Source organism: uncultured Nisaea sp. (genome assembly GCF_963974195.1).
Lineage (GTDB): Bacteria > Pseudomonadota > Alphaproteobacteria > Thalassobaculales > Thalassobaculaceae > Nisaea.
The window spans coordinates 53,377-70,175 of the sequence record NZ_CAXBDC010000004.1 but is presented as its reverse complement, the minus strand read 5'-3'; the positions used below and the strand labels follow the sequence as shown (position 1 = coordinate 70,175).

Annotated in this window: 13 protein-coding genes; 8 read left to right on the top strand and 5 right to left on the bottom strand. The window is 60.2% G+C overall.

The window, feature by feature from the left end; genetic code table 11:
* Positions 1-538: 538 nt before the first annotated feature.
* The 3 genes from AAC126_RS02025 (at position 539) to mdoH (ending at position 4,823) form a co-directional block, all read left to right on the top strand.
* The gene (locus AAC126_RS02025; RefSeq protein ID WP_339849470.1) at positions 539-1,348 is read left to right on the top strand and encodes a response regulator transcription factor; all 810 of its coding nucleotides are present in this window, start codon (positions 539-541) and stop codon (positions 1,346-1,348) included.
* Complete coding sequence (locus tag AAC126_RS02020; protein ID WP_339849468.1) at positions 1,335-2,861, top strand: HAMP domain-containing sensor histidine kinase; 1,527 nt, start codon at positions 1,335-1,337, stop codon at positions 2,859-2,861. The genes AAC126_RS02025 and AAC126_RS02020 overlap by 14 nt, the downstream gene beginning before the upstream one ends.
* Positions 2,862-2,981: 120 nt before the next feature.
* Complete coding sequence (gene mdoH, locus AAC126_RS02015; protein ID WP_339849466.1) at positions 2,982-4,823, top strand: glucans biosynthesis glucosyltransferase MdoH; 1,842 nt, start codon at positions 2,982-2,984, stop codon at positions 4,821-4,823.
* A 68-nt stretch (positions 4,824-4,891) separates the two neighbouring features.
* On the opposite strand, the gene AAC126_RS02010 is transcribed toward mdoH, so the two are convergent.
* Positions 4,892-5,125 carry a hypothetical protein gene (locus AAC126_RS02010; RefSeq protein WP_339849463.1) on the bottom strand — a complete coding sequence of 78 codons (234 nt, stop codon included), beginning with the start codon at positions 5,123-5,125 and terminating at the stop codon, positions 4,892-4,894.
* A 207-nt stretch (positions 5,126-5,332) separates the two neighbouring features.
* Here AAC126_RS02010 and AAC126_RS02005 point away from each other — a divergent pair, with 207 nt between their 5' ends.
* Positions 5,333-6,865: a glucan biosynthesis protein gene (locus AAC126_RS02005; protein WP_339849460.1), complete on the top strand. Its 1,533-nt coding sequence runs from the start codon at positions 5,333-5,335 to the stop codon at positions 6,863-6,865.
* Between the two features lie 114 nt (positions 6,866-6,979).
* On the opposite strand, the gene AAC126_RS02000 is transcribed toward AAC126_RS02005, so the two are convergent.
* Positions 6,980-7,618 (bottom strand): DUF6655 family protein, encoded by a 639-nt coding sequence (locus tag AAC126_RS02000; protein WP_339849458.1) that lies wholly within the window; start codon positions 7,616-7,618, stop codon positions 6,980-6,982.
* 230 nt (positions 7,619-7,848) lie between these two features.
* Between AAC126_RS02000 and AAC126_RS01995 the strand changes: the two genes are divergently transcribed.
* Both AAC126_RS01995 and AAC126_RS01990 read left to right on the top strand, forming a co-directional pair.
* The gene (locus AAC126_RS01995) at positions 7,849-8,409 is read left to right on the top strand and encodes an RNA polymerase sigma factor (RefSeq protein WP_339849455.1); all 561 of its coding nucleotides are present in this window, start codon (positions 7,849-7,851) and stop codon (positions 8,407-8,409) included.
* A gap of 322 nt (positions 8,410-8,731) precedes the next feature.
* The gene (locus AAC126_RS01990) at positions 8,732-9,019 is read left to right on the top strand and encodes a PRC-barrel domain-containing protein (RefSeq protein WP_339849452.1); all 288 of its coding nucleotides are present in this window, start codon (positions 8,732-8,734) and stop codon (positions 9,017-9,019) included.
* 418 nt (positions 9,020-9,437) lie between these two features.
* Here AAC126_RS01990 and AAC126_RS01985 read toward each other — a convergent pair whose 3' ends face one another.
* The 3 genes from AAC126_RS01985 to AAC126_RS01975 all read right to left on the bottom strand — a co-directional run bounded on the left by AAC126_RS01985 (position 9,438) and on the right by AAC126_RS01975 (position 13,918).
* Positions 9,438-11,084 carry a hydantoinase B/oxoprolinase family protein gene (locus tag AAC126_RS01985; RefSeq protein WP_339849449.1) on the bottom strand — a complete coding sequence of 549 codons (1,647 nt, stop codon included), beginning with the start codon at positions 11,082-11,084 and terminating at the stop codon, positions 9,438-9,440.
* Positions 11,081-13,126, bottom strand: a complete 2,046-nt coding sequence (locus AAC126_RS01980; protein WP_339849446.1) for a hydantoinase/oxoprolinase family protein — start codon at positions 13,124-13,126, stop codon at positions 11,081-11,083. Before AAC126_RS01980 ends, AAC126_RS01985 begins: the two co-directional genes overlap by 4 nt.
* A gap of 81 nt (positions 13,127-13,207) precedes the next feature.
* On the bottom strand, positions 13,208-13,918 hold the full coding sequence (locus tag AAC126_RS01975; RefSeq protein WP_339849443.1) for a copper chaperone PCu(A)C: 711 nt from the start codon (positions 13,916-13,918) through the stop codon (positions 13,208-13,210).
* A 90-nt stretch (positions 13,919-14,008) separates the two neighbouring features.
* Between AAC126_RS01975 and AAC126_RS01970 the strand changes: the two genes are divergently transcribed.
* On the top strand, positions 14,009-15,385 hold the full coding sequence (locus AAC126_RS01970) for a hypothetical protein (RefSeq protein ID WP_339849440.1): 1,377 nt from the start codon (positions 14,009-14,011) through the stop codon (positions 15,383-15,385).
* 204 nt (positions 15,386-15,589) lie between these two features.
* On the top strand, positions 15,590-16,792 hold the full coding sequence (locus AAC126_RS01965) for an ABC transporter substrate-binding protein (protein ID WP_339849438.1): 1,203 nt from the start codon (positions 15,590-15,592) through the stop codon (positions 16,790-16,792).
* Positions 16,793-16,799: the final 7 nt, after the last annotated feature.

Here is a 16,799-nt window from a genome sequence, read left to right as displayed (position 1 = left end):
AGACGAAATTCGGAACAGACAACGGCAGTTATGGTGCCGCGGAAATGCACATGCGCAGGATTGCCTTCTTTATCATCATCACCCTTTCCGCATGCAGCGCTAACCCGCCTGCAAGACACGATACTGCACAGGGGACTGTTCCTCCCGCGGCTTCGGCGCCCACGGCTCCTCCGCCAGTGGCTTCTCTCCCTGCGGCTTCGGCACCCCTTCCGCTTCCCCGGCCGGCACAACGGCCTGCCTCGGCATCCGGCAAAACCGCATCGGATGGGAAATCCGCGCCCGCTCGGGAAAATAACAATCAACCTGCGCCGGCAACAATCGATCTGGCTGCACTGGAAGGTGCGGATCTTGTCAGCATTGAGGCAATCGTCGGGCCGGCCGATGATGTCCGCGTGCAATCATCCGGTCTCGTCTGGGCCTATAACGATCCGTCCTGCAGCGTCGAATTTTATCTGTTCCCGGAAGTTTCCACGGCTGATTTCTCCGTCCTGGGGCACAAAATCCTGCCCGCCGAACTATCAGAGAGCGAGAGGGCGGCATGCCTAGAGCGTCTAGCCTCGCGGAAACGGACACCTTGACCCAGCCCCTCGATTTCGCACGCATCCTCGTTGTCGATGATGACCCGCTGTTGCTGGAGACGTTGGCCATCAATCTTCAGGATAACGGGCTTTCGGTCACGACCGTGGAGAGCGGAGAAAGTGCCCTGCGTCTGCTGGATGAGGATGCAGGGTTCGACCTTGCGATACTGGACTGGAAAATGCCGGGTCTGTCCGGGCTCGATACGCTCAAGGAAATAAATGCGCGGGGTGTGGAGTTGCCCGCATTGTTTCTGACCAGCCTGACGGATCAGATCTTCGAGGAATCGGCCCTGGCTTCGGGGGCCATCGATTTCGTGGATAAATCCCGCAGTTTCTCGATTCTGATGCGCCGGATCGAGATCATTCTGCTCGGGTTGAGACAGGGAAAAGCACGGAACGGTACGATCTCCGGCGAAAGCGCCGACCGGCAAAATGAAGAAACGGCTATCGGCGCCCTTGGGCTGGACCAGATCGCCGGGCGGGCTTTCTGGAACGGCCAGCGTGTGCCGTTGACCCTGACCGAATTCCATATCGTCGAGCATCTCGCGCGGAATGCCGGCCGGGATGTGAAATACCGGGAGATCTACAATCTGGTGCACGGAGAAGATTTCTATGTCGGTGCAAGCGAAGACGGCTATCGCGGCAATGTGCGCAGCTTCGTGAAACGCATCCGGCAAAAATTCAAGGAACTGGATCCCGGCTTCGACCAGATCGAGAACTATCCCGGCTTCGGCTATCGTTGGCGAGAGACCGGCCGTGCTGCAGGATAAGCAGGAACGGCAAAGCACCGAGCCTGGTGTGTTGCGTGCCCGCTTCGCACGCTCCATCGGCGCGAAGCTGGTATTCACTCTGGCGCTTTTTCTGATCGTTCCGGGCATCCTCTACTGGCGCTTCCAGAGTGCGGACGAAACCCACCGGGCTTTCGTACTGGACAGCATCCGCCACCACGGCACGGCAATCGCACAGGCTCTTGCGAACGATCTGGGGGACGCGGAACCCGATATTTTCCCGAAAATTGCCCAGAAGCTGCAACTGTTCGAAAGCGACGGCGTGCGCCTGCGGTTGCTGTTCAACCCGGAAAGCGAGAGTGGAGGGGACTTCTTTTATGTCGCCTCAGCCCCCGCTGAACCACAGATCGACGGCGAGCGGCAATATCTGAAGGAAAGCGGCCTGCTTGGCGATATCTGGTCTTCCTGTACCGGCGTCGCCGAAGTGAGCCGCGTTGCCGTGGCCCCGGATGCCTCGCACGAGGTCGTTGTCTCGGTGACGCCGATCAAGACCTCGCAGGGATGCTGGGTTCTGATGACATCGCTTGCCGCCGACGAACCTGCCGCCCTGTCCTTGATCGGCCCTTATTGGCAGCGTCCCGAGGTCATTGTGGCGGCCGTGATCTACTTGCTCATGGCCAGTGTCGTGATTGCCATCCTGATCGACATGCGCTCCGGCCTGCGCCGTTTTGAACGGCTGGCGCGGACCATCGCCGACGGATCCGACAAGAGAGCGTCCTTCGTCAGGATGAACCGCTTGCCGGAACTGGACGGAGTTGCGCGGCAATTCGACGAGATGGTCGGACGGCTTCAAAAAATCGCGGCGGATGTCCGGGAAAGCGCGGAAGAACAGGTGCATGCTCTGAAAACACCGGTCGGCACCATTGCCCAGTCGCTCGAGGCGCTCCGTTCGGCGGTGCCCAAGGAAGACGAGAGGGCGCAGCGCATGCTCTCGATCATTGCCCAATCCCGCCAGCGCCTCAGCGCCCTGATCGCCGCCGGTCAACAATCGACGGAGACAACCGCCAGGCTGGCCTCGCCCCCGCGAGAGATGATCCGGGTCGACACCTTGATCGAGGGGCTCTGCGAGGATTTTCGCGGGCCGTGCGAGGCGCGGGGCATTCATCTTGAGCTGGTTGTGCGGCAGCCCGCCTATCTTCTCGGCAGTGAAGAGATTATCGAGACAATCCTCGAGAATATTGTCGAGAACGCCGTCGGTTTTTCTCCCGAAGGCGGGACGATCTTTGTCCAACTCAGCCAGCACAAGGACAGCGTGACCATCTCCGTGCGTGACCAGGGTCCTGGCGCGTCCCTGGATATCATCGATAGCCTGTTCGACAGGGGGGTCACAAAGCGTCCGGCCAGCCACGCCGAAGACGGCAATGCTCATTTCGGGTTCGGACTCTGGATCGTCCGGCGCAATGTGGCGGCACTGGGCGGCAGTATCTTCGCCCGTAACGTAAAGCCGTCCGGCCTTGAACTGGTGATCGAAATTCCCGGCTTCGTTCCCGCCTGATTTCCGGCAATCACGAACTTTCCCGGTGGCGAAGGGAATAGAATAGCCACTTTCCCTGTCTTTGTTCTGAACAAGGATATCGCGCACGGACGCGAGACCTTTCTCACACGGACAGGGAACATGACGGACATCTCCATGAACCAGAACCGGAATGAGGCCTCGCCCCGGCGCGCAGGCTTTCGCCCCGGGACGATCGTGACCGGTATCGTCTTTCTTACCATCGTTGTGGCGACGACCACGGCCCTGACGATGCTGTTCGAGGACCTTATGCCGTATCGCCCGAACGGGCCGTATGGGTTCTTCCGGCCAATGCTGATCGGCCTCTTCGCTGTGTTGACGGGCTGGATTTCCTGCAATTTCTGGCTGGCGAGCTTTGGAGCTGTTTCCGTTGCCATTCGCCGCAGACGGCGGCCCTCGCTCCCGGAACAGATGGTTGGAAACCGCCTCGCCATCCTCCTGCCTATCTATGAAGAGGATCCGCAGGCGGTCGAGGGGCATATTGCCAGCACGCTGCGTTCCCTTGTGGAACAGCCCCGTTTGCACGGCTGTCATCTCTTCATCCTGAGCGATACCCGGTCGGACGAGGTCGCGCGGGAAGAGAAGCGGATGTTCGAAACGCTCTACCATGAATTCGCGGACCAGTTTTGTATCTCCTACCGCCGCCGCAAGAACAATATCGGCAGAAAGGCCGGTAACGTTCAGGACTTCGTGGAGCATTGGGGAGGGGCTTACGATTACATGCTTGTCCTGGATGCGGACAGCCGCATGGATGGGGCAACGGTGGCGCGGCTGGCGGACGAGCTGGATGCTGATCCGGGGCTGGGCCTGATCCAGACCTGGCCGCGGCCGGTGCGGGCACAGACCCTGTTCGGCCGTCTGCAGCAATTTGCGGCTTCGCTCTACGGCCAGCAGGTTGCCGCCGGGTTTGCCCTGATCATGGGGAATGCGGCAACCTATTGGGGGCATAACGCGATGATCCGGGTTCGGGCTTTCGCGGAATGCTGCGGACTGCCGGCCTTGCCGGGCAATGCCCCCCTGGGCGGTGAGATAATGAGCCACGACTTCGTTGAAGCGGCCTTCCTGCGCCGGCGGGACTGGGCGGTCCGGATCCTTCCGGAGCGGCTTGGCAGCTATGAGGAGCCGCCGCCAAGCCTGATCGCGCACGCCACCCGGGACCGGCGCTGGTGCCAGGGCAACCTACAGCATCTTCAGTTGCTGGTCGCCGACGGGATCGGTCTGAGCGGCCGCCTGCATTTCCTGATGGGCTCGCTCGCCTATCTCACCTCGCCAATCTGGCTTGCCTTCCTGCTTCTGAGTGCGGGGCTGTTCGTTGCCGCGCAGCTCGGCAATCAGGGGATCGGTCCCTGGGGTTCAATCCCGTTGCCCGCCGACATGGCCTTCTACCGGGATCCGGCCATTCTGTTCGGCGCGATCCTGTGCATGCTGTTCGGCCCGAAGATTCTTGGTCTGCTTCTGGCTCTGTCCGACGGCGAGCTGAGGAGGGGGCATGGCGGTGCCTTGCGGCTTACCCTCAGCGCTCTTTTCGAGATGATGCTCAGCGTTCTGACCGCGCCGGTCATGATGCTGTTGCACAGCCAGTTCGTGTTCGAGATTTTCGGCGGACGGGCCAGCGGCTGGCGGACCGTGGATCGGGCCGGCAGTGGAGAGCCCTTCAGCAACGTGATCCGGGTGCATGCGTTGCATTTCGCCCTTGGGGCGGCGGTGGCCTGCGTGATGGCGATCTATACCCCGACCGCTATATTCGCCGCATCGCCGATCCTGGCGGGCTTGTTATTGTCTCTGCCGGTTTCGTATCTGGGGAGCAAGCCATCCTGGGGACGCGTCTCGCGGGCGCTCGGGCTGTTCCTGATACCGGAGGAGGTTCGATTGCCTGACTTGCTGTCGGATCGCTCCGTCTCCCCGCCGCCGGATGTCGCGCCGACTGCGGATGCCACGGTCTAGGCAGCCGAGTGTAAAAAAACGGCGCCGGTCAGATATGACCGGCGCCGCTCGTCATTGGCGAGAAAATTTTAGTGCAGGGAGCGTCTGATCCGGAGAAGAGCAAGCAGATGCACCGGGAATTCGATTGCCCGCTGCAAGAGCCCGCCCACGGTACGGACATGCTGCACCGGCATCACGAGGGGCGCGGGCGGCGGCAGTTCCGTGGGGATTGCGCGTTGTGCACCGCCGCGGTCTTCGGCTGTGTCCAACGGGTTCGTCATCTGCCGTTTTGGCTCGGGATGGGACGATGTCGGATAGCGCATGGATTTCATTCCTTGGCGAAGAGTTGCTGTACAGCGGGCCGGAACCGACAGGTCCTTCCACGCGTTTCCTCTACTAGACGGAATGCCGAACAATAAAATTCCCCGAGCGGTGAAATATTTTAGGGGAAAGTCCGGTCTTCCCGACGGAGCAAAATAATTAGATCAGCGTCTTACGGAGGCGAAATGCGGATCAATAGAAGAGAAGCCATGGCGTTCGGAGCATCGTCCCTGGCGGTCCTGGGTATAGGGGCACCGGCGATCGCCCAGGGTAAAGTGCCGGCCCATGGCGAGGTGCGGGGCTATGAAGATCTGCAGGTATTGGCACAGGCGCTGTCCACGGCCCCGTTCGAGCCGCCGCGCAAATTGCCGGAAAGGTTCGCCAGGCTGTCCCACGATGAATACATGGCGATGAGACTGGCCAAGGGCGGCAAGTTCTGGTCCGACACGGACCTGCCATTCCGCATCGCACCGTTTCATGGCGGCTGGCTCTTCACCCGTGCTGTGGACTTGTTCGAGATCAAGCCGGACCGGACCGAGGCGATGACCTTCGACCCGGCACGGTTCGATTATCCGGATGGTTCGCCAAGCCCCGAAGAGGCGGCCCAGCTGGCCTATACCGGCTTCCGTATTTTTGACCGGTTTGATTTCGAACGGGACATGGCCGCTTTCCTTGGTGCCAGCTATTTCCGGGCGGTCGGCGGCGATATGCAATACGGCCTTTCCGCCCGGGGGCTGGCCATCGACACCAGCCGCTTCGGCGAAGAGGAGTTTCCCTATTTCACCGCCTTCTGGTTCGAGCGTCCCAAACCCGGAAATGCGGCCATGACTGTTCTCGCCTTGCTCGACAGCGGCAGCACGACAGGCGCCTACAAATTTACCATCGAGCCGGGAGGCAACACGATATTCGACGTTGCAGCCACGATTTACCCCCGGCGGACACTGAACGGCATCGGCATCGCGCCGATCACTTCCATGTATCTCTATGGCGAGAACGATTACCGGTCGCGGGATGATTTCCGCCCGGAGGTGCATGATTCGGACGGCCTGATGATGCGCACCGGTGCCGGCGAGTGGATCTGGCGGCCGCTGCAGAACCCTTCCGTGCCGCGCGTGAACAGTTTTCAGGATACGCAACCCAGCGGCTTCGGCCTGGTGCAGCGCGATCGCAATTTCGATCATTATCTGGATGATGGTGTTTATTACGACCGCCGCCCCAACCTCTGGATCGAGCCGAGCGGGGACTGGGGAAAGGGCCGGATCGAGCTGGTTGAACTTCCGGCGCATGACGAGACCGTCGACAATCTCGCGGCCTATTGGCGCCCGGAACAGGTTCCCGATCCCGATAACCCGATGAGTTTCTCCTACCGGATGCACTGGGGCTCGGTGATGCCTGACAGGCTGCCCGGACCGGGGCGGACAATCGCAACCCGGACCGGTCTTGGCGGCATACCCGGACAAGAGCGGAACGGCAGGATCCGGAAGTTCGTCATCGACTTCAAGGGCGGAGACCTAGACAGACTTTCATCCGATAGCCCGGTCGAGCCCGTGATCACCGCCGTCGGTGCGGAGATCATCAAGCCGGCCGCCCGTCCCCTTGAGGAACTCGGTGCCTGGCGGATGGAATTCGATCTCGATCCGATCGGCCAGGGCAGTGTTGATCTTCGTGCCTTCCTGCGCTCCCACGGCGGCGCTCTCACGGAGACCTGGTCTTACCAGTGGCGGGAAAACGACGACCTGTAGCCTCAGATTTAAGAGAAGAGGGGCACTAAAAATACAAGCGTGGGAATAATCCCACTGCCAGTTGGTCTATTTGATCGGAGTGCCCCTTTTTTCAGGACCTTGACGTCCCGCTCCTTACTCGGGAGCCGCATCGTCGGCTCCCGCTTTTTTCTCCGGCGGAATATCGGCATCCTCAAGAAAATCGTCGCCGATCAACCAGTTCAGCCCAAGAACTTCCCAATTATCGTACCCGGAGATGCCGACAACCGGCTCGTTCCGGTTCGCAAGCGATCCGTCCTGACGCCAATAGGCCGTGAAGGCGACCTTGGCGATCCCCCGTCTGCGCTCCTTGGCCACCAGCGACAGCTCTGGAACCGTCAGATCACCGGTGAGGGGGATGGGAATGCTGAAGGAGGGGATCCCGACCAGCGTGCGGTTGCCCGATGTCGACAGAGCACCGGAGCGGATCTCGACGATCACATCCGCCAGCTCTCGCGTCAGCGCGATGTTCAGTCCGGCGACCAGGAAACGGTCCCGCATCACCCCAATGGCGTAATCCTCGTCATAGCCCTTGAAGCGGGAGGAATCGATATAGATGCGGGTCCCCGCCGGCAACGAGATATCGAGTTGCCCGGCAGCCCGGTCCATGGCGGTTGAAAGCAGCAGTTGCTCGGTGGCGGTGCGCTCGGGATTACTCCGGCGGGTTTCCGTACAAGCGGAGAGCGTCAGCACAAGAAATCCGGCCGAGGCGAGTGAAATCAGCAGTCTGGACATAAAAACTCGATTGGTATGCTGGCCGTTACACAAGGGCTCGGGAGTTACTCTGATAGACGGTGCGGAGACGGCAAAATTCCATGCCGCCGCAATCCGGAACCTCACCATACCAAACTTGACACAGCTTTGCCTCAGGCAAGCCATGACAGCACCACCACTTCCAGTAAACCGGCGCGGCGAGCGCATCAATTCTGTTCGCAGCGGCTCGGTTTAAATTTGGGAGTACAGCCGTGACCGTCACCAAGATTGAAGTTCAGAATCACTTCGACTCTCTGCGCCGCACCGCCCGCATGCTCACCGCCAATCACGCCGACGCCGACGATATCGCGCAGGAAGCCGTCGTGCGGGCGATCACGTATGCGAAAGACGGCCGACACGTCCAGAACTGGCGTGGCTACCTTACCCGGGTGGTGCGCAATGTTGCCGCGGATCACTATGCCAAGCGGGCAATGCAGGGCATCCCGGTCGAGCTGGACGATGCGCATAGCGATCTCTCTGTTCTGCCGAACCAGTTTCATCGCCATCGCGTGCATGAACTCGAAACGGCCCTGACGAACCTTCCAGCGCCGCAAACCGAAATTATCCGGCTGATTGCGATTGACGGCCTTTCCTACAGCGACGCGGCCACCCGTCTCGGGGTGCCGGTCGGCACGGTGATGTCACGGCTTTATCGAGCGCGGGAGAACCTGCGCCGGCGGTTTGAAGACGGCTGGCCTCTTGGCGATGCCCGAAGCACGAAAAAAGCGCCGGCCCCGGCACCTAAACTGGCACCGGCCCCCGCCGTCGCCTGATGCAAGGCACCTGATTTTCGGCGCTGTTGCGGCTGGCCGTGTCGCTGGCGTCTGAATACCCCGCGGGCAACGGCCAAACCGGCCCCCGGGTTTCATCTCCGGCCACGTTGACCGGAGCAACGTGTAACCATCGAAGGAGGAAGTGATGGTTCGAACAGTCAATGATCACATGAGTATCTACTCTCGATCCGCCATTCTAGCGGCCGCATTGGCAGTGATGCTGGGAATGGCTGCAACGAGGGCCGATGCGCAAACCGCAGCGTCGCCCGATAGCACGGGAGGCCCCACGAACCTTCTCCAGGATCCCCAGGCGGCTGAGCCAGTGACTCCCAGCCCCGAATTGCGGCAGGAACAGCAGCCCGCACTCCAGAAAAGCGATCTGAAGGGTGCCAAGGTCGTCTCGGTGGATGACAAGATTGCCGGCGAGGTGGACGACGTTGTCGATCAGCACGGCGCCAAGGTCGCCATCGTCGAATTCGGCGGCATTCTGGGCTTCGGTAAAACCAAAGTCGCAATTCCCGTCACCGAACTGGCCCTGGTGAGAGCCGGCGTTGCCGTTGTTCCTATGACGGAAGAGCAGGTCAAGAATCTGCCCGAATACAAGGGCTAGATACCCGCACCAATTTGTCCCACCCACCTGAGGCACCCCGTTTCATATCGGGGTGCCTTTTTTTGCGTTTTGGCTTCGGAGCGGCTTACCTGTGAAGACCATGCGGGGAAGAGGGCACCCCCATACGCTATAATTCGCCCTGAAGCGGCTTTCTTCCGCGCTTGATGCACTTTTGCTCAAAAATAATAATTAATTACAAATGTGTATAAGGAATCCTTCTCTTAAATCATGAGGAGGAGATAAAGCGTTTTTCTCGTTAAATCAGGGATGCAGAGAAAGCAATCTCACAGCGTGTTTAGCCGCTTGAATAGGATAGACGTCAGTCACCGAGTTTCTAGGTGCTGCCTATACAGGATAATCGCATAATGTATATTATGGGAAATTATACTGATACATTACCTGTATGAACGTTCGGCGCTTATCCACGCCCAAGTCGCCGATCTTCATCGGCCAGCCTCGGATCCCGATCCTTAACGAGGCCATATCCGCCGCCGCCCGGTGTCTTGACGCGAACTCTGTCACCCGCCTTGAGCGGAATATCCTGTTCTTTCGAAAGATGCTCCGGGATGTATTTCACGCCATCACGCCAGACCTCGACCACATTCGGCGCGCCATCCTCGCCGCCGAGTGCGCCTTGCGGGCCGAAACGTCCGTGATCCATCACAAAGCTTGCCCGGGCGTCGCCTCTCCGGAGTTCGATTTCATAATCAAGACCGAGGCCGCCACGATGTTGTCCTGCCCCGCCTGATCCCTCGCGGAGAGCGTAGCGGTGATAGAGCACCGGGAAGTTCTGCTCCATGATCTCGACCGGCGGTGCCTTTGAAATTCCGATGGTCGAGCAGCCGTTGGACAGGCCGTCATGATCGGCATTACCACCATAGCCGCCGCCGGAAAGCTGATACATCACGAAGTCCCGGTCTTGTTCCGGATCATGACCGCCGAGCGCGAAGTTACCGCTGGTACCGGCCGGAGACGCAGTCACCCGATGCGGTAAGGCCTCTACAAGAGCCGCGAACACGGCTTCCGCAATGCGTTGGCTCACTTCGGCGGCACATCCTGAAACCGGTCTCGGATAATGGGCATCCAGAAATGTGCCCTCGGGCCGGATCACCTCGAGTGGCGCGAAGGCGCCGGCGCTGATCGGCACTTCGGGAAAGATATGGCGCATGGCCAGGTAGACCGAAGACAGCGTGGTCGCCAGGACGGAATTCATCGGACCAAGACAAGGCGGACTGGAATTCGAGAAATCGAACCGCAAGTGCCCCGGTGTCTTTTCGACTGTGAGTTTGATCGCCAGCGGTTCATTGACGACGCCGTCGCTATCGACCCATGCCGTCGCACTGTAATTTCCGTCAGGGATTTCGTCGATCAGGGTACGCATCTGGGTTTCGGCCCGGACGCGCAGCTCTGCGATCGCATCGCGCACCACATCGTCGCCATAGCGGTCCAGCAGTGCGTTCAGTCTCTCCTCACCCACAGCGAGCGCGGCGGCCTGCGCCTTGACGTCACCGATCCGCTGATCCGCGACCCGGATGTTAGAACAAATGATGGCGTAGATTTCCCGGTCGAGGACACCTTCCTTGAAGAGCCGGACTGGCGGCAGTCGCAGCCCCTCCTGCTCCACGGCCGTTGCCGAGGCAGAAAAGCCGCCGGGAACCGCGCCGCCGGTATCCGGCCAGTGACCGGTGTTCGACAGCCAGCAGAAAATCTCGCCATTCCGATAAAACGGACGGGCAAACCGCACATCCATCAGATGCGTGCCGCCCAGATAGGGATCGTTGACGATATAGACGTCGTCCGGCTTTGGCGCCGGAGCGGTTCCTGCGGCGATCATTTCGATCAGCGTGCGGGTGGAATATTGCATGGTCCCGACAAATACCGGCAAGCCACCCGCCCCCTGGGCAATCAGGGAACCGTCATCGGCGGCGTAGATCCCGTCGGAACGGTCATTTGCTTCCGCGATCACCGGCGAGAAAGCAGCGCGCGAGAAGCTCAGATCCATTTCGTCACAGACTTGCTGCAAGCCGGCCTGGATGACCGAGAGCGTAATGGGGTCAATGCTCATGATCCGGCTCCTATATGGATCAGCAGATTGCCGTCCGCCGCCCCTTCAACCCGGTCTCCGGGCGGCACAAGGGTGGTGCAATCCAGTTGTTCGATTACCGCAGGTCCCGACAGCGATACATCCGCCGGAAGAGTGTCCCGCCGATAGACCGGTGTCTCATGCGCGATCCCGTCAAAGATCACGCTCCGCGTGCCCACGGGCACGGCTTCCTCTAGACGGCCTGCCGGGTCGATCAGGCCAGAGAGATCCACCGGATCGCGCTTGCCGATGACCGAGCAATTGATATTGACGACGACGGCACTGATCTCCGCCAGCTCCACCTTGAAGCGGGCCCAATATTCCGTCTCGAACCGGCTTCTCAATTGCTCGCGGCTCGGCGTTCCGTCATCCAGCGGCACGCGAACGACATGGCTTTGCCCCTTGAATTGCATTTCCACGCTGAATTCCTTCTGGATGTCGCGAATGGAGATACTCTCCCGTGCCAGCGCGTCTGTCCCTGCCCGCACCTGCTGCTCGAAGATGCCGTGAAGTTTTTCAATATCAAGCATATCGAGCGGCTGGTTGATGGTCTGGACGAAGTCGTGGCGCAAATCGGCCACGATGCATCCCAGGGCATTCGTGATACCGGGTCGTGCGGGAATCAGAACCCGCGGCACGCCGAGTTCCCGTGCGAGGGCCGCCGCATGCAACGGCCCGGCTCCACCAAAGGCGAAGAGCGCGAAGTCCCGGGGGTCGGCGCCAAGGGAGAGTGAAACCATACGGATGGCGCCTGCCATCTTGGCGTTGGCGACCCGGATCACCGCTTCGGCGGCTTCAATGCCGTCAACGCCAAGCGGCTCGCCAAGGTCACGGCGGAAAATATCCTCGACCGCCGCGCGAGAGATGCCTCCTTCGACGGAATTCAGACGTTCGGGGTTCAGCCGGCCAAGCAAAAGGTTGGCATCGGAAATCGTGGGGCGCTTACCACCGCGCCCGTAGCAGATAGGGCCGGGTTCAGCACCGGCGCTCTCGGGGCCGACTTCAAGCAGGCCCGCTGCATTGACAGAGGCGATCGAGCCGCCGCCCGCACCGACCGTCCGGACATCGACCATCGGGACGTGGATCGGCATCGCATATTCGATTTCGATCTCGTTGGAGACAGGAGGATTTCCGCCCCGGATCAGCGCAACGTCAGTGGAGGTGCCGCCCATATCGTAGGTGAGCAAATTCACTTCGCCCGCACGCCGTCCCGTATAGGCTGCCGCCATCACGCCTGACGCCGGTCCCGACATCACTGTCTTGGCTGCCGCGCTGGCCACCATCCTGGAGGAAACCATGCCGCCGTTTCCGTTCATCACCAGCACGTCGCCCGCATATCCCTTATCCGCCAGCTCCTTTCGAAGCCGGGCGATATAGACCTCCAGGATCGGCTGCACAGATGCATTCACCGCTGCCGTGACCCCGCGCTCGAACTCACGGGTTTCCGACAGCAGGGCATGCCCCATTGTGATGTAGCTGTTTGGCCAGACCTCGGCCGCGATCTCTGCCGCCCGGCGTTCATGCTCCGGATTGGCATAGGCATGGAGAAAATGAATAACCAGCGCTTCGCATCCGAGCCCGACCAGAGCCTTCGCGGCCTGACGCACCGCATCCTCGTCAAGCTGCGTAACCACGGCTCCCGAGGCATCCATCCTCTCGGGCACTTCAAGGCGCAGATCGCGCGGAATGATTGGCCGGAAAACGCCTTTCATCCCATAAGCCTGAGGTCTGGTGCGCCGGCCAAGCTCCAGAATGTCCCGAAAGCCCGCTGTCGTGATCAGTCCAGTCTTCGCCAGTTTGCGCTCAAGAACGGCATTGGTTGTCGTCGTCGTTCCGTGGACAATCAGATCGACGGCGCTCGGGTCGACACCCGCCTCGGCAATGGCGTTCAGGACGCCAAACGCCTGATTGTCCAATGTGGTCGCCGTCTTGGCCATCCGGATACCGCCAGTATCCGGATCAAGCATGACGAGATCCGTGAAGGTTCCGCCGACATCGACGCCGATGATTCCGCCTTTAGCCAAGACCCCGCCCGCCATAGTTTGTTCCCGCAGTTCGCGTACCGCAGATTGCTTGTATACAAATAAAAACGTGGCGCGCGACTTTTAGTCAACCTTAATCGAGATCGCGGCCGTGACCGGCGTTCCATCGACGACATAGGCGCGGTGATCGTTGGTGTTCAGTGTCACCCGGACTTCATGCGTACCCTGTGGCAGGGCACCGATATGCACTTCCGGCTCGTACAGCCGCCCCAACTTGACGCCGCCAACATAGATGTGGCCGTGCCCCATGCCCGGCACGTGGTAAAGCCCGGCGAGTTCCTTGGAAAACTGGAAATCCTCGGCATTGACCTGCAGGCGCCAGCCCTCTCCCTCCGGAGCCACCGAGAGAGAAATCTCCGGTGCCGGCTCACCCTCCCCGACAGCGCAAATCTCACCGAGACCGAACAGCCCGACTTCACCGGCCGCACCCTCTTTCGCCGGATCGGCAAGACGGGCCTTGATCGTTATCTTGCCCGCCTTGGCAAAAGTCAGCTCCACGGGCAGCAAGGTGCCGTCGGCCAAGGGAGATTCGATATTGCTCAGACGAATATGTGCGCCATCCAGAGCAAGGGCGGCCGGGCCAGTCGGGATCGGCAGGCCGGGTGTCTCGATCGGGCTGTAAAGACTGGCCAGGCCTGCACTGCTGAAGGCCCCGATCAGGCGGTCCGGCTCACCCGTATTCTGGATATTCAGAAAGATTGCGGCATCCTGGTCATTTAGGGGTTTCGCAACAGCGTCACTGACCAGAAGATGTGTCGCACTTCCATCTCGCATGGAGCCCCACCACAATCCGCCGGCCATCGCAGCCAGGACCAAAAAAATCAGGATGGTTCTCATGACGCCACTCTCACATGGAAATACCCTATGACAGTGCGGAAATTGATTTTTGCGGTCAAGCTGGCGGTCCTCTGGCCGGGAACGGCATGGGCTCATGCGTCCGAGCAGGGATTCGTGCTGCTGCTGCCGACCGGCGTTTATACGGCATCCGGTGTTGCCGTGGTCGCGCTCACCGTGGCCTTGCTGATCGCCATTCCGGGCCGTTTCATTCTGACACTGTTTCGCGAGCGCAGTTTCACGGCTCCGGCATGGGAAAATCTTCGGACAATCACCAGCCTCATATCTTTTCTGGGTATGCTGGCGGCGATCTATATCGGCCTCACCGGACCGCGCGATCCCTTGTCCAATCTGATGCCGCTGATGTTCTGGACTGTTGGCTGGATCGGCCTGGTCAGCCTGACAGGATTGTTCGGAGATCTGTTTTTCTGGCTCAATCCCTGGACCGGCCTTTACCGCCTTCTCGGCTCAATACGGCCGTTGGTTCATCTACCTTCCCGGCTCGGCGTCTGGCCGGCTGTTCTGCTGCTGGTCGGATTTGCCGCCTTTCTGCTCGCGGATATAGCTCCCGACGATCCGGGCCGTCTGGCCAAGCTGGTGGGGTTTTACTGGCTTGCGATGATGATGGGCCTGGTGCTGTGCGGGCCAAACTGGCTGGGGCAGGTCGAACTCGGATCGGTCCTGTCCGCGCGCTATGCGGATCTAGCGCCGGTACAGACCGGTAATCAGGCGGGTGCCGGCATCCCCGGCTGGCGTCTGATTGGCCGCAAGCCTGTTCCCGCAGCGGGAATATTCGCCTTGACCCTGCTCGCCGCCGGAAGTTTCGACGGAATAAACGAAACCTTCTGGTGGCTGGGAATAATCGGGGTCAACCCGCTTGAATTCCCTGGCCGCTCCGCCGTTGTCGTGCCGACGCTTCTCGGTCTGTTCGGCGCGGTCGTCGCCTTACCCGTGATGTTTGCCATAACCGTCTGGCTGGGTCTGGCCGCGGCCCGGACAAAAGCGAAATTCACAGACGTGTTCGAGCGGCTCGCACTGAGTTTGCTGCCGATCGCGTTTGCCTATCATATTGCCCATTACCTGACCTCCTTCCTGGTGAACGGCCAATATACTCTTGGTGCCCTGAACGATCCCTTCGCGCGCGGCGCGGATGTCCTGGGGCTTGCGCCGTTTCATGTCACCACGGGTTTCTTCAACAGTATCGCTACGGTCGAGATTATCTGGCTGTCTCAAGCGGGAGCGGTTGTCCTGGGGCATGTATGGTCCGTACTGCTGGCACACCGGATGGCCCTCGGTCTGTTCCCGGAGAACCGTCGTGCCGTTCTGGTCACGCTGCCACTCTCTATTTTCATGATTTTGTACACATTTTTGGGATTATGGTTGCTCGCGGCTCCGAGGGGAGCATGAGCGTTATCTCAGATCGACCGCAGCTGTCCGGAAGAAACCGCTGGACATGTTGCATGTATACAAACAAACTTTTCGCGAGGTTAAGCGGACCATTCAAAAACCAGCGCCTCGCCAACAGGGAGACTGCCGATGTTTAACAAGTTACCAAGTCGCCGAACTCTCATAAAAGGGGCGGCGGCCAGCGGCCTTTTGGCGGCTGTACCTTTGTCTGGCCGATTTGCCCAGGCTCAATCCTCCGCACCGATCAAGATCGGCTTCCAGCAGCATTCAACGGGAATTGGCGCTGCCTACGGACGCTGGTACGGACGGACAACCGCTGCCGCTGTCAAGGCGATCAACGATGCAGGCGGCATCAACGGCCGCCCGGTCGAAATTGTCGCCGAGGATGACGGAACCGATCCCAAGCGCGGGGCGGAAGTGGTCGAGAAGTTCGCCAATCAGCATGGCTGCGACGTGGCGTTCGGGACACTCTTCAGCCACGTGGTCTATGGATCGGCCCCCGCTGCCGGGGAACTCAAGATCCCGTATTTCGTGGTCTCTGAAGGCCATCACGTGGCCAGCGGCAAGCTAAACCGCTACACGCTTCAGCCCGGTATCACCGACGTGAAGAGCCAGGTTCAGGCCATGGCACCGTTCATCGGCAAAAATCTCGGCAAGAAGGTCACGATGATCTTCCCGGATTTCGCCTTTGGCCACGACCATCGCGATTTCTTTACCTCGGCTATCGAGGCGCAGGGTGGCGAGGTGCTCGAGCACATTGCGATCCCGCCGAGCGAAACCTCCTTCACCAAGTATTTCCCGCGTATCCCGCGTGAGACAGAGGTGATCTACCATGTCATGGTAGGCCCGGGCGTCCTGACGTTCGTCAAGGAGCTGGGGGAATTCTTCGGCCCGTCTCGGCCTGAAATCTTCGGCTTCATCGACAGCCTGGAAGCTGTCGATCTCTCCTCTCCCGGTCTGGATTTCCTGGAAGGGACTTACTTCTGGGAAGGCAATCCGCGTTATGCGCAAGCCGACCAGACCAGTTTCGACAAGAACTATCGCGCAGCTGTGGGCGTCGACGAGAACGGGGCTTCGGTCTCCGATCCGAAAGACGTCTCCACTTACGCACACATGTTCGGATGCTGGGAGACGCTGAATATCATCAAGGCGGGAATGGAAGCCTCCGGTTATCAGGGGCCGTCCGATCGCCAGAAGCTGATTGAAGCCGTCGAAGCGATCACGGACATCCCGGAGAGCGACGCTCATCCGCAAGGCCCGAAACTGTTCAACGGCAAGACCCACCAGGTCTTCGGCGTGCAGTACATCTCCCGGGTCGAGAACGGAAAGCTGGTGAAGGTTCACACCACGTCCATTGAGGACACGCTGTATCCGGACGAAGTCGACTACACGAAGATGTCCTTCTGATCACTTT